Here is a 12,794-nt window from a genome sequence, read left to right as displayed (position 1 = left end):
CTCCATGCGCTCATTCTCTTTCCGCCGTGCCCTCACGTCCGTGGCACTGTGCACCACGTTGCTGGCCGGCCAGGCTCACGCGCAACCCCAGGAGGGCGGGGTGCTCAACCTGGTGGCCCAGCCGGAGCCGCCCTCGCTGATGCACGGCGTAGTCAGCCATGTGTCGACCCAATACGTGAGCGGCAAGGTGCTCCAGGGCCTGCTCACCTTCGACACACACCTTGCGCCCAAACCGGTATTGGCCAAAGCCTGGACTATCTCCCCTGACGGCCTCACCTATACCTTCGACTTGCAGGACGGCGTGCACTGGCACGACGGTCCAGCGTTCACCGCCGATGACGTGGTGTTCAGCTTCCAGACCTTCTACCCCGAGGTGGACAAGCGCCTTGGCGGTATCATCACCGAGTACGTCGAGAGCATCACCGCCAAAGGTCCGCTGCAGGTGGTCTTTCACCTGAAGAAACCTTTTGCACCGTTGCTTTCGGCCTTGGGCAGCGGCTTGCGTCCGGTGGTACCGAAGCACCTTTACGAGAACACCGACTTTCGTAACAACCCCTATAACCTAAAACCGGTGGGTACCGGGCCGTTTGTGTTCGTCGAGTGGAAACGAGGCGCCTATATCAAGCTGGCCAAGAACCCCAACTACTGGAAAAAGGGCCTGCCGCACCTCGACAGCATCATCTTCCACGTCATTCCTGATGCCTCTTCGCGTGCCGCCGCGTTCGAGCGTAACGACGTGCAAGTGTTGCGCAGCGGCGATGCGGATTACTCAGACCTTAAGCGCCTGACCGCCTTGCCCGATGTGCAGTCGTCGGAAAAGGGCTGGGAGTTGTATTCGGGTCTGGCCTTCCTGCAAATCAACACGCGCAAGCCACCGTTGAACAACCCCAAGGTGCGCCAGGCGATCCTGTATGCGCTGAACCGACAGTTCATCGTCGATAACATCTTCTTCGGCTCGGGCAAGGTCGCCCAGGGGCCGTTTGTGTCCAGCTCGCCTTACCACGATCCCCAGTTGCCGCAGTACGCCTATGACGTGAAAAAGGCCAAAGCGCTGATTGCCGAATCCGGCGTGGATGTCGGCGCGGTGCGCATTCGCCTGCTCAATGGCGAGAAGGGGGGGGCCTGGGAGCGCCTGGCCGAATACACCAAGCAGTCCTTGCAACCCCTGGGTTTCAAGGTGCAGGTGGTCACGTCCGACGCGGCGACCTGGTTCCAGCGCGTAAGCGACTGGGACTTCGACCTGACCTACAATTTTATCTTCCAGATCGGCGATCCCTACCTGACCAGCGCCTACCTGTTCCGCTCCGACTACATACTCAAAACCTCGCCGTTCGCCAACGTCAGCGGCTACAACAGCGCCGAGGCCGACGCCTTGTGGGCGAAAGTCGCCGATACCCCGGAAGACCCGGAGCGCAAACAGCTCTACAGCCAGCTGGAGAACGTGCTGAACACCGACCTGCCCATCGCACCGATCTTCGAAATGCGTTACCCGACGCTGTTTCACAAACAGGTGAAAAACCTGCTGCAGACCGCTACCAGCCTTAACGAGGACTACGAGAGCGTGTACCTCGAGGCCCTGGCACCATGAATGGCGTGTTGTATTTCAGCGGGCGGCTCGTCAAGGCGTTGCTGATGGTGGTGGCGGTGCTGGTGCTGAGTTTCCTGCTGATTCGGCTGGCGCCGGGCGATCCTGCATTGCTGTTGGCAGGAGAGGCGGGGGTGGACGATGTGCAGTTTATCGAGCAGCTGCGCCAGACCATGGGCCTGGATAAACCGCTGCTCCAGCAGTTGCTGATATACCTGGGCCATATCGCCCACCTGGACCTGGGTTATTCCTACCGAAACCAGACGTCGGTGTGGTCGCTGATTGCCGAACGGTTGCCGGCAACGCTGGCATTGATGGGCTCGGCCTTTGTGGTTTCTTCCGTGCTTGGCGTGACCTTGGGTGTGCTGGCGGCGCGGGCACGGCAGACGCGGCATTGGCTGGACGGCGTGATCTCCCACGGTGCCTTGTTGCTGTACGCGATGCCGCCGTTCTGGCTGGCGATGCTGATGATTTTGCTGTTTTCCGTAAGTCTGGATTGGTTGCCGGCGTTCGGTATGGAGACCGTGGGCCGGGACTTCTCGCTGCTGGATCGCCTGCGGCATCTGTTGTTGCCGTGCCTATCCCTGAGCGTGCTGTTTCTGGCCCTGTATATCCACCTCACCCGAGCCGCCGTGCTCGATGCTCTTGGTCAGGAATACGTGCGCACTGCTCACGCCAAAGGCCTGCATCCACGACGGATCCTGTATGTACATGTGTTGCGCAATGCACTGCTGCCGGTGGTGACTTTCGCTGGTTTGCAACTCGGCCAACTGGCCAGCGGTGCGTTACTGGTGGAGGTGGTGTACTCCTGGCCTGGCATTGGCCGCTTGATGTATGACTCATTGGCCCAGCGTGACTACGGTGTGTTGATGGGCGGCTTTCTGGTGATCTCGATTTTGGTGGTGGGCTTCAATGTGTTGACCGATGTGATTTGCCGTTTGCTCGACCCACGTATAGGCGCCGGAGGACAGGGCTGATGGCGGTGCTCACACGCTTTATTCACCAGCCGTCGGCGCTGGCTGGCGCGGTGTTTTTGCTGGTGTTAGCAGCACTAGCGACCGCCGCACCGTGGCTCACCAGTAGCTCGCCCTGGGAAATGAACACCCAGCCGATGCTCCCGCCGTTCCGCGATTCGGCGCACTGGCTGGGCAGCGATATGCTCGGCCGCGACCTCGGCAGCGGCTTGCTCTACGGCGCCCGTGTGTCCTTGGCCGTGGGGATGTTGACCAGTCTGGCGACCTTGCTGGTGGGGCTGCTCGTCGGCGCTGTCGCCGGTTATTTCGGTGGCTGGCTCGACGGCGTGCTGATGCGAATCGCCGAGTTCTTTCAGATCATTCCGCAGTTAGTGTTGGCGGTGATCCTGGTGGCGGTGCTGGAGCCGTCGCTGGGTTCCATCGTGCTGGCGATTTCGCTGGTGGCGTGGCCGGGCGTCGCGCGGCTGGTGCGCAGCGAATTCCTTACCCTGCGACAACGTGAGTTTGTGCAGGCGGCGCGGGTGCTGGGGCAGTCGCCGTTGGGCATCATTTGCCAACAAATCCTGCCGAATGCCTTGGCGCCGTTGTTGGTGACCATGACCTTTGTGATGGCCACTGCCGTTCTCACCGAAGCCGCGTTAGCGTTTCTCGGCCTGAGCGACCCTGAGGCCATGAGCTGGGGTTACATGATCAACGCGTCCCGTGGGCTGCTGCGGGATGCCTGGTGGATGAGTTTCTTGCCGGGGTTGGCGATTGTGCTGTGCGTGCTGGCGGTGAACCGGGTGGGCGAAGGCCTGCGCGTGGCCTTTGAACCGGGGAGGTCGCTATGACGTTGCTCAGTGTGGAAAACCTGCGTATCGCCTTGCCGGCCGGTGCCGACCGCAGTCACGCGCTGTATGACCTGTCGCTGCAATTGCGCAGCGGCGAATGCCTATGTGTAGTGGGCGAGTCCGGCTCGGGCAAGTCGATGTTGGCCAAGGCATTGTTGCGCCAGTTACCGACGCCGCTGAGTGTGGAAAGCGGGCGCCTGGTGTTTCGTGATGAAGACCTGGCGAAGTTCAGTGAAACCGCGATGCGCCAGCTGCGCGGGCGAGATATAAGCATGGTGTTCCAGGAGCCCATGAGCGCGCTGAACCCGCTGTTGCGCGTGGGTGAGCAGATCGATGAAACCCTGCGCGCCCACGGGGTGAAATCGGCCCAGGAGCGTCGCCGACGGGTTGTGGAGTTGCTGGGTTATGTCGGCCTGCCCGAGCCGGAACGCCTGCGCCTGGTCTATCCCTTTGAGCTCTCCGGTGGCCAGCGCCAGCGCGTGGTCATCGCCATGGCATTGGCGTTCGATCCCTCGCTGCTGATCGCCGACGAACCCACCTCGGCGTTGGACGTGACCACCCAGGCGCAGATCATCGATCTGTTACGCAAGATTCAACAGGACAAGGGCATGGCGTTGTTGTTCATCACCCATGATTTCGCCGTGGTCGAGGCCATTGCCGACCGCGTGCTGGTGCTGGAAAAAGGCCAACTGGTGGAGCAGGGCGGCGCCCATCAAGTATTGCGCAAACCTCAGGCGCTTTATACCCAGCAACTGTTGGCAGCGGTCTCGGCGCAACCGCGGGTCCCGCGCACGACGGTGGACGGGAGTGTGGTGCTCAAGGCCGAGCAACTCAATAAAATGTTTCGCAGCAACAGCGGTTGGTGGCGCAAGCGTGCCACCCAGGCCCTGGCGCAGGTTCAGTTGACCCTGCGCGAGGGTGAAACCCTCGGCATTGTTGGGGAGTCAGGCTCGGGGAAATCCACTCTGGGGCGTTGCCTTGTTCGGCTGCTACGGGCTGACAGTGGTCAAATTCAATGGCTGGGCCAGGATGTAACGGCGCTGTCCGAAGGGCGTTTGCGAGCATTGCGCAGCGATGTGCAGATGATTTTCCAGGACCCGTTTGCCTCGCTCAATCCGCGCCAGACCGTCGGTCGTATCGTCATGACCGGCCCGCTGGTACAGGGGCACTCAAAGGCCGAGGCCGAGCGGCGCACGCGCTCATTTTTGGCGTTGGTTGGGCTACCCGCCACGGCGTTCGAGCGCTATCCCCATGAGTTCTCCGGTGGCCAGCGCCAACGTATCGGTATCGCCCGTGCCTTGGCTGTGGAGCCGAAAATACTCATCGCGGACGAATGCGTTTCCGCTCTGGATGCGCTGATCCAGGTACAGATTCTCGAGTTGCTTGAAGACCTGCAACGTCGGCTCAAGCTGAGCATTGTGTTCATCACCCACGATTTGCGAGTGGCCGCCAGACTGTGTGATCGCATTGCCGTGATGCAGGGCGGGCATGTGGTGGAGCAGGGGGAAGCGGCAACGCTACTGGTCCATCCGCAACACGCTTATACCCAGACCTTATTGCGTGGTTTCTCCAGAACCGTCCTCCCTTCGACAGTCACTCCTCAAAACCTTGAATTCAAAGAGGCTTGTCCCACTCATGGCTGATTTACACGCATTTTCTGATTTACCTCTGGTGCGGGGCGAGCGCGTGGAAATCCGTCCAGGACGGTACCTGAGCATCGCTTATCAACTAGGCACGCATCAGGCAGATACAGTCTTGTTCTTCGGGCATGGTGGTGGTGGTCACAAGGATCAATGGCGCGACTTATGGCAGTCGTTGTCCGATCAGGGATACAGCCTGGTGGCGTGGGACCTGTTGGGGCACGGCGATAGTGAAAAGCCGCGCCAGCCGCAGGCCTATGCCTGGTCGGAACTGGTGGCAGATCAGCTGGAAATACTGAGCCGCTACGCTGCACGTCGGAATATCCTGGTTGCACATTCCTTTGGTACCGGACTGGGGTTGAGTGCCTTGCTGGAGCTTCCACGCAGGTTGCCGCAGGTGACCATAGATGGCGCCCTGTTGCTAGGCACACAACTGCATCGCCCGTTGAGCCGTGGTGGTCTGATGTCTCTGCCTGCCTGGGTGTTGGAGCTGCTGCGGCCGTTGCTGGCCAAGGGCTTTCGTCAGCGTGCGTGGCACTCCGCAGCCGATCCCCGGCTGGTGGCCTACGAGGAAAACCTGACCCGTCGCAATCGTCTGTATGTGTTCAAGTCTCTACTGCAAAACGCCCAATGGCCCGACGCCGATGCCCTGGCCCGACTGAGGTTGCCGACTTATGTCTTAGCGGGCGACAGCGACGGGCTGACTCCCTCCAGTGGGGGTGAAGCGCTCGCCCGACAGCTGCCGACGGGTAGCTTTGAGGTGTTGGAGCGGTGTGGTCATCAATTGATGTTGGAGCGGCCTGCACAGGTGCTGGCGGCGTTCCAGAGGCTGATGAAAAAACTTGATCAGCGTCCAGGCTCGTCCGGTTGAGCTGGCTTCAGTTGGTAAAGCGCGCAGCTGATAAATGCACCGTTGGCGCTGACCAGGTGTTTGCTCCGGCCCACCGACAGCACGGCCACGCCTTCGAAAGCCCAATGCTCGAGAAAGGCGGTCTCCGACACTTTTATAACCATAAATTAATATTTTGTATTTATTGATGCATTTTAGTTATTTTGATTTTAATAATCAGACACAGATAGCCGGCGCGAGAAGGCTTAAGTTAATTCCAAAAAGATATTTATTTGTTGTTTTTAAGATCGATTAGCTTTATGTCTCTGGAAAGCGTTGCGCTCCCTGCGCGGCGCCTTTTTTTTGCTTCAGGCTACGGTATTCGGATCATGGCCTGAGGCTCAGCCAATTTTCTACTCTGGGGCGAGCGCGTTGCCCGCATCCAGGGGGCGTTTGCCCGGAGCTCCTGTGACACTTATTCAAACCTCTTTGGCAACTGCCCGGATCGACTCATCTCAACAGCGTGCGCAACCCTCCAGCGATCACGCCAATGAGGCCGACGTTGTGCTTGAGTTGCGAGACGTCACCAAAGCCTATCTGCGCAAAGGTTCGTCAGTGCTGCCGGCCGTCAGCAATGTCAGTTTGAAGGTGCGGCGCGGTGAAGTTCTGTGCCTGATGGGCACATCAGGAAGCGGGAAATCCACGCTGCTGCGGCATATCAATCGCTTGATTGAGCCCTCGAGTGGCGAGGTCTTGATCGAAGGGCAGACCATCAGCGGTTTGAGCCACAAAGCCTTGCGCGACTTGAGATCGCGCCGCATCGGGATGGTGTTTCAGCATTTTGGCCTGTTGCCCCATCGTACGGTGCTGGACAACGTCGCGCTGCCCCTCGAGTTGCGTGGTGAACCCGAGTCGATTCGTCATGCGGCGGCTATTGTGCAGTTGCAGGCGGTAGGTCTGGAGGGGTGGGGCGAACATTATCCCCATGAGTTGTCCGGTGGCATGCAGCAACGGGTTGGCCTGGCACGCGCATTGGTGACTGATCCGGACATTCTACTGATGGACGAGCCGTTCAGTGCGCTGGATCCGACCATTCGACGCGATCTGCAACGTCATTTCCTGGCACTGGTGCGTGAGCGCGGTATCAGCACATTGCTGGTCACGCATGACCCGGCCGAAGCCATACGCCTTGCTGACCGCATCGCAGTGCTGCGCCGAGGACGGCTGGTGCAATTGGGCACGCCCAAACAGTTGCTCGAGCATCCGGTTGACGCCGAAGTTGCGGACTTTTTCCGGGACTTCAATCCAACCCATACACCCCTTCACAGCGTCGACAGCGTTGGCCTTCAGCCCCCCGAAACCGCTCCTCGTGGGCCGCACGTCCACCCCGGCTTGCGCGGGTGGCAGGCATTGTTGCTGGGGCCTGCAGCGCTTGCTGCGCGAGGCAAGGGCGGTTTGTTTTGGCTCGGCTTCGCAGTTGAGCTCGCAGCGCTGGCGGCATTGGCCCAGGGCATTGCCAGTTCATCATGGCTGGCGATTCTGGCGGCGGTGATGGTGTTCGCGGCCAGTCGTTTCACAGCGTTCTCGTTGAGCCGCCAGCCTGTGCTGCGCAACGTATCGGGTTGGGGGCTGCCTTTGGCTGTGCTGATGGTCAGTCAGGCATTGGTGATCTGGCGCGTCGTCACACCTGACGCCACCGGTGTGCTGCTGCAGTTCCCGGCCAATCGCCAGGCCTTGCTGCTGGCGGCACAGAGCATTGATGAATTCATTGGCTGGTCGCAGGTGACGTTCGAGGGGGCATTCGTCGGCGTGATCGTTGCCGTTCGCACCGTCATCGAAGGCATTGAAAACCTGCTAGGTTGGTTGCCATGGCCGGTTTCGGCACTGGCGCTGGTGTTTCTGGCGTGGCGTTCAGCTGGCCTGGCGCTGGCACTGACCAGCAGCGCAGCCTTGTTGTACATCGGTCTGTTTGGCTTTTGGGAGCGAACCATTGCCACGCTGGCGCTGGTCGGTTCTTCGGTACCGATTGCCCTGGTCATTGGCGTACCCACAGGCATCCTGCTGGCGAAGCGTCCGCTTGTACGGCGGGTGATTACGCCCCTGCTGGACATCATGCAGACCCTGCCGACGTTTGTGTACCTGATTCCTGCCGTGGCCTTTTTTTCTGTCGGCAAGACCCCCGCCGTGATCGCGACCGTGATTTTCGCCCTGGCGCCGATGATTCGTCTGACGTCGCTGGGTATCCAGGAAGTTGCGAAGGATGCTGTCGAAGCGGCGGTGGCACACGGTGCCAGTCCTTGGCAAACCCTGATCAAGGTGCAGCTGCCGTTGGCTCGCCGCTCGCTGTTATTGGGGATCAACCAGACCATCGTCATGAGCTTGTCGATGGTGGTGGTTGCTGCCCTGATCGGCGCCGGCGGCCTGGGTTATGACGTGATGACGGCGCTGCGCAACATCAAGGGCGGCGAAGGCGTGCTCGCCGGCGTGGCGATCGTCCTGTGTGCACTGATCCCTGACCGAATCAGTCAATCGAGCTTGCGCAAGCAAGACCACACCGGCACAACTAACTGAGAGATTTATCGTGAAGACACATCTGTCGCGTACCTTCGGTGCGGCCGCATTACTGGCCTCCTTGATTCTCCCGGCCACCGTCTTCGCCAAGGACAAAATTGTCATTGGCGAGCAGAACTGGACGGGGGCTATCGCCATTCAACACATCCTTGGTGAGGTAATCAAAAGCCGACTGGATGGCGATGTGTCGTATCTGGCCGGGGATGTCGCGGTGCTGTTCAGCGCCGCCGCCAAAGGCGACGGCTCGGTCGACGTACTGACCGATATCTGGCTGCCTAACCAGTCGGCTGCCTGGGCTAAATACGTCACGGGCGGCACCCGGTCATTGGTGCCGAACACTCATCCGTATGCGGGGGAACAAGGGTTTTATATTCCCGGTTATTTGCAGGACAAGTATGGGGTCAAATCCATCTACGACCTGAAAAAACCTGAAGTGGCCAAGCTCTTTGAGCCACTGGGTGGCGGTAAGGCGGAGTTGCTGGTGGGGCCGGCGGGCTGGGAGTCGACTTACATCGGCCAGATCAAGGCCAAGGATTACGGGTTTGCCGATAAATTCGAGTCGGTGTCCACCGAGGCCTCGGTGACCTACGCCAAACTCGCCTCGGCTTACAAGGCGCAACGTGGCGTGGTGTTCTATGCCTACACCCCTGACTGGATCTTTTCGGCCTTTGACCTGCGTCGCCTGGAAGAGCCGGCATTCGACGGTTACGCCCAGGACAACAAAAAAGATGACCCGCTGTACAAGGCTGATGGTTGCTGGAAATTCATCAGTCCGACCGTCGACCCGGACTGGCTGAACAAGAGTCAGATCACCTGCGCCTTCCCGGATGCCAAGGTGCATGTCCTGGCGTCCGCTGCCTTGCAGAAACGCGCACCGAAAATTGCCGAGTTTCTGCGTAATGTCGCGATCGAACCTGCGCAACTCAATGAGCTGATCCTGAAGATCGAAAAGGAAAAACAGCCAGCGGACGTCGCGGCCAAGGCGTGGGTACAGGCGAACAGTGCCACGGTTGATCAATGGCTCGCCGCCTCGGCGCCGAAAGTGAGCGCGATCCAATGAGCCAGGCGTCCTTGCGTTTGCTCGATGGCGGCATGGGCCGCGAATTGCAGCGTATCGGGGCACCGTTTCGCCAGCCGGAATGGTCGGCCCTCGCGTTGATCGAGGCGCCTGACTATGTGCTGCAGGCTCATCAGGCATTTATTGAGGCCGGTGCGCGAATCGTCACCACTAACAGCTACGCGGTGGTGCCGTTTCACATCGGCGATGAGCGCTTTGCCGAGCAGGGCCGTGCGCTGGCCGAACGGGCCGGACGCCTGGCTCGTCAGGCGGCGGCCGGTAGCACCGAACCGGTCACGGTGGCCGGGTCGTTGCCGCCGGCGCTTGGGTCTTATCGACCTGACTTGTTTGATCATCAACGTTCGGTCGTGATCCATCGCGAGCTCATCGCCGGATTGCAGGCGCACGTTGATGTGTGGCTGGCGGAAACCCAGAGTTCCATCGCTGAAGTCCGGGCAGTCGTCGAGGCGCTTGGCGCAGAATCGAAACCGCTTTGGCTGTCGTTCACGCTGCTTGATGAAGCCGGCGAGCCACCGCGATTGCGTTCCTCGGAGTCAGTCGACCAGGCGGTACACGTAGCGGTCGAATTGGGGGCGAGGGCGGTGCTGTTCAATTGCAGCCAGCCGGAAGTCATGGCAGCGGCGCTGGCGGTGGCGGGGGATGTCCTTCTGCGCCTCGATCAAAGCATCGAGCTGGGGGTTTACGCAAACGCGTTTCCGCCTGTCAGCACAGAGGCAAAGGCCAACAGCACGCTGCTGGAGATTCGCCGCGACCTGGGCCCTGAATCCTACCTGTACTGGTCCAGAACCTGGGTAGCGGCGGGTGCCAGTATTGTCGGTGGATGCTGCGGTATCGGGCCTGAACATATTGCGCAGTTGCATGCGCATCTGCTGCCAAACGAAGCGGTTGTCAGCGCATGACTGATTTTCGCCAAGACGTGATTGTTGAGCAGGCGACGTTCGGTGCCGGCTGTTTTTGGGGGGCTGAAGCGGCATTCAGATCGTTGCCGGGCGTGCTCGACACGCGGGTGATTCCCTACCGCTGTCTGATCGAACATTTCTGGACACTGCACGATCCAACCTCACTTGATCGCCAGGGCGCGGATGTTGAATCGCCCTTGCCCTCGTAGACATTTTTCGGCGTCAAGGTGAGGCTCTTTCGAAGGTCTAAGGACTTACACCACCGGCTTGATGATCCGTCGTCCGATTGGCTATGGGTAGAATCCAGGAGCCTTGCTTAGACTTACCCCTTTTTCCGCTCTTGAAACACCCCAAAAACAAGTCCAGAATTGAGTCTTTTCCTGCTTCGGAAAGAAAATAAAACCCTTATTTTTCAATGGGTCGGCCGCCAGATGCGAGTCTCGTTTCCCGCTCCATATTGTGATCTACAGACTTCCATTGGCGTCTGTAGGTATTTGAAAAGAGGAGCTTCGGCTCCTTTTTTCGTTCCAGCAAACGCCACGAAAATCCACCAACAGCCAGCGTTTTTGAGGCCAGAATTGAGGCTAAGGAGTACGGGTGGCGCCGGTTCCGGGTTGTTGCTGGGGTTGGATCGGGATGACCAGCAGCATCGAGCCCAAGTCTCACGACTTAGGCGTTTGATGATGGCACTCTCTGATTTGGCCGTGCGGCAAGCCAAGGCCGCCGAGAAAACCTACAGCATCCCCGAAACTGACGGCCTAGGCCTGGTGGTCACACCCACCGGTGGCAAATCGTGGCATCTGCGCTACTACTGGCTCGGCAAGCAAAAGCGCATCTCCTTGGGCACTTATCCGACACGCTGCGGCTATGAACAACATCCTGAGCAAGTGAGTAGGCATGTAAGCTAGGCTGTTCGCACGACAGGCCGTCGGTATTCGACGGCCTGAAAACAAAGGCGCTATCAATGTCGAAGCATTTGCTGTTGGGCTGGACCCGTTCCTTGTGCGTGCTTGCTGTCTTGAGCGGCGCGGCCACCATGGCAGTTGCTGCCCCGCCTGAAGAAACCGCTACGGCGGCATCGGACACGCAATCGGTGTCCTTGGTAGGCGGCAAGTTGAAGTTCGTGCTGAAAGGCGTCGAGGCCCGTACCTTGAACAGCGAGAACGGCGGCACGATGTACTTCGATCCGAAAAGCGAGCGGGCCATTATCGTTACCGAAGGTCCGGCGCCGACTGCGGGCACCACCCCGGACGCTGCGTTTCGCCTTGCCGTGGATACCGTGAAGGAAAAGCAGCAGGCCGCGTCACCCAACTTTCGCATGACTAGCGAGAAGACCATACAGGTGAACGGCTTGAAGATGTACCGCCTGGACGGCACCGACGATTTCAACGGCCTGAAACTACTGATGGCCTCGTTGATGACGATGAACGATCAGAAGATCACCATCATCGAAGTGATGTCCAGCGTAAACGACCCGGCCGGCCATACCGCTGCGTTGAAGAACATTCTGGGCAAGTAAATCGCAGGTTTCCGGATAGTAGGCTGTCGGCTCCCGACGGTCTGTCCATCACAAGGAGCCCGCATGATCTCGTGCGCAGACCTTGCCCAACTCGGTGTCGTGCTCCCCGACCCGCCCGCGCCGCGCGGCGATTATGTACCCGACGTGGTGCACCGCGGGGTGGTCTACGTCAGTGGCCGACTGTTGCGCGGTAAGCGTCCGGTCAAGTCACCTTCCCAATGCTTTTGATAGCCAAAGGGCGCTTCGAAAGTGCCCTTCCAGGGCCTTACACGCATTTACCGAAGTTTTAGACTGCACAGTGATGACCATAGCTATTCAACGTCGAACGTAATCTACCCATTCGTATCGCAAGCCGTTGTGTTCTCTGACACCATGGCGCGAGACCTCGGTGAACGCATTCTCGAATTCTGGAAACTTAGTATCACCCTCATGATCGTCATGGAAGAGAGTGAGGTAAAGCCGATCTACCCTATGGATAACTTGGCTATAAATCTCAGACCCTCCACCAATATGAATCTCCTCAGGGTTGTCCTGCGCCGCACACTCAAGTGCCGAATCCAGTGATCGACAAACAATCGCATCATCTCTCCTAAAGGTGGGGTCGCGAGATAGCACGATATTGGGGCGTTTCGTGAGCGCCTGGCCACTTAATACGATGATCGATTCGAAAGTTTTTCGGCCCATGATCACGGGCTTTCCAATCGTCTTTTCGGCGAATCGCTGAAGGTCATCAGGAACGACGCGCAACAGGCCCCGGCGTTTGCCAATCGAACGGTTTTGCGCCCCCATGCCTGCCACCAATGCGATAGGTATTTGCAATGTGCATCCTCCATGAAGTGGTTGTTGAGTAACCGATGATGTTTCTCTGG

General features: G+C 59.2%; 11 protein-coding genes and 3 pseudogenes. 12 read left to right on the top strand and 2 right to left on the bottom strand.

What is annotated here, in order from left to right; translation table 11 throughout:
* Positions 1–4 precede the first annotated feature (4 nt).
* The 5 genes from BFQ01_RS26785 to BFQ01_RS26765 are packed head-to-tail and all read left to right on the top strand — an operon-like array spanning position 5 to position 5,900.
* Positions 5–1,588 carry an ABC transporter substrate-binding protein gene (locus BFQ01_RS26785; protein WP_065927615.1) on the top strand — a complete coding sequence of 528 codons (1,584 nt, stop codon included), beginning with the start codon at positions 5–7 and terminating at the stop codon, positions 1,586–1,588.
* Positions 1,585–2,562: an ABC transporter permease gene (locus BFQ01_RS26780; RefSeq protein ID WP_065927614.1), complete on the top strand. Its 978-nt coding sequence runs from the start codon at positions 1,585–1,587 to the stop codon at positions 2,560–2,562. Before BFQ01_RS26785 ends, BFQ01_RS26780 begins: the two co-directional genes overlap by 4 nt.
* A complete protein-coding gene (locus BFQ01_RS26775; RefSeq protein ID WP_065927613.1) occupies positions 2,562–3,389 on the top strand; it encodes an ABC transporter permease in 828 nt (275 codons plus the stop codon). The genes BFQ01_RS26780 and BFQ01_RS26775 overlap by 1 nt, the downstream gene beginning before the upstream one ends.
* A complete protein-coding gene (locus BFQ01_RS26770) occupies positions 3,386–5,032 on the top strand; it encodes a dipeptide ABC transporter ATP-binding protein (RefSeq protein ID WP_065927612.1) in 1,647 nt (548 codons plus the stop codon). The genes BFQ01_RS26775 and BFQ01_RS26770 overlap by 4 nt, the downstream gene beginning before the upstream one ends.
* On the top strand, positions 5,025–5,900 hold the full coding sequence (locus BFQ01_RS26765; protein ID WP_065927611.1) for an alpha/beta fold hydrolase: 876 nt from the start codon (positions 5,025–5,027) through the stop codon (positions 5,898–5,900). The genes BFQ01_RS26770 and BFQ01_RS26765 overlap by 8 nt, the downstream gene beginning before the upstream one ends.
* On the opposite strand, the pseudogene BFQ01_RS31955 reads toward BFQ01_RS26765, so the two are convergent.
* A pseudogene (locus tag BFQ01_RS31955) lies at positions 5,888–6,037 on the bottom strand (XRE family transcriptional regulator); the annotation flags it as partial. The gene BFQ01_RS26765 and the pseudogene BFQ01_RS31955 sit on opposite strands and share 13 nt — an antisense overlap.
* Before the next feature lie 325 nt (positions 6,038–6,362).
* Between BFQ01_RS31955 and BFQ01_RS26760 the strand changes: the two are divergent.
* The 7 genes and pseudogenes from BFQ01_RS26760 to BFQ01_RS32660 all read left to right on the top strand — a co-directional run bounded on the left by BFQ01_RS26760 (position 6,363) and on the right by BFQ01_RS32660 (position 12,153).
* The gene (locus BFQ01_RS26760) at positions 6,363–8,429 is read left to right on the top strand and encodes an ATP-binding cassette domain-containing protein (RefSeq protein ID WP_065927794.1); all 2,067 of its coding nucleotides are present in this window, start codon (positions 6,363–6,365) and stop codon (positions 8,427–8,429) included.
* A 10-nt stretch (positions 8,430–8,439) separates the two neighbouring features.
* On the top strand, positions 8,440–9,489 hold the full coding sequence (locus tag BFQ01_RS26755; RefSeq protein WP_065927610.1) for an ABC transporter substrate-binding protein: 1,050 nt from the start codon (positions 8,440–8,442) through the stop codon (positions 9,487–9,489).
* Positions 9,486–10,406, top strand: coding sequence for a homocysteine S-methyltransferase family protein (locus tag BFQ01_RS26750; RefSeq protein WP_065927609.1), 921 nt, complete (start codon positions 9,486–9,488; stop codon positions 10,404–10,406). Before BFQ01_RS26755 ends, BFQ01_RS26750 begins: the two co-directional genes overlap by 4 nt.
* Positions 10,403–10,585 (top strand): annotated as a pseudogene (locus tag BFQ01_RS31950) (peptide-methionine (S)-S-oxide reductase); the annotation flags it as partial. The gene BFQ01_RS26750 and the pseudogene BFQ01_RS31950, both read left to right, overlap by 4 nt.
* Positions 10,586–11,089: 504 nt before the next feature.
* Positions 11,090–11,260: pseudogene (locus BFQ01_RS26745) on the top strand (Arm DNA-binding domain-containing protein); the annotation flags it as partial.
* 110 nt (positions 11,261–11,370) lie between these two features.
* The gene (locus tag BFQ01_RS26740; RefSeq protein WP_065927607.1) at positions 11,371–11,925 is read left to right on the top strand and encodes a hypothetical protein; all 555 of its coding nucleotides are present in this window, start codon (positions 11,371–11,373) and stop codon (positions 11,923–11,925) included.
* Positions 11,926–11,988: 63 nt separating this feature from the next.
* The gene (locus BFQ01_RS32660; protein WP_176718766.1) at positions 11,989–12,153 is read left to right on the top strand and encodes a hypothetical protein; all 165 of its coding nucleotides are present in this window, start codon (positions 11,989–11,991) and stop codon (positions 12,151–12,153) included.
* 87 nt (positions 12,154–12,240) lie between these two features.
* Here BFQ01_RS32660 and BFQ01_RS26735 read toward each other — a convergent pair whose 3' ends face one another.
* Positions 12,241–12,744: a dihydrofolate reductase gene (locus BFQ01_RS26735; RefSeq protein ID WP_083244946.1), complete on the bottom strand. Its 504-nt coding sequence runs from the start codon at positions 12,742–12,744 to the stop codon at positions 12,241–12,243.
* Positions 12,745–12,794 lie beyond the last annotated feature (50 nt).

The organism is Pseudomonas sp. 8 R 14 (assembly GCF_900005955.1).
Classification (GTDB): Bacteria; Pseudomonadota; Gammaproteobacteria; order Pseudomonadales; family Pseudomonadaceae; genus Aquipseudomonas; species Aquipseudomonas marginalis.
Note: the sequence above shows the minus strand (reverse complement) of the source record. Positions and strands in the feature narration are given on the sequence as shown.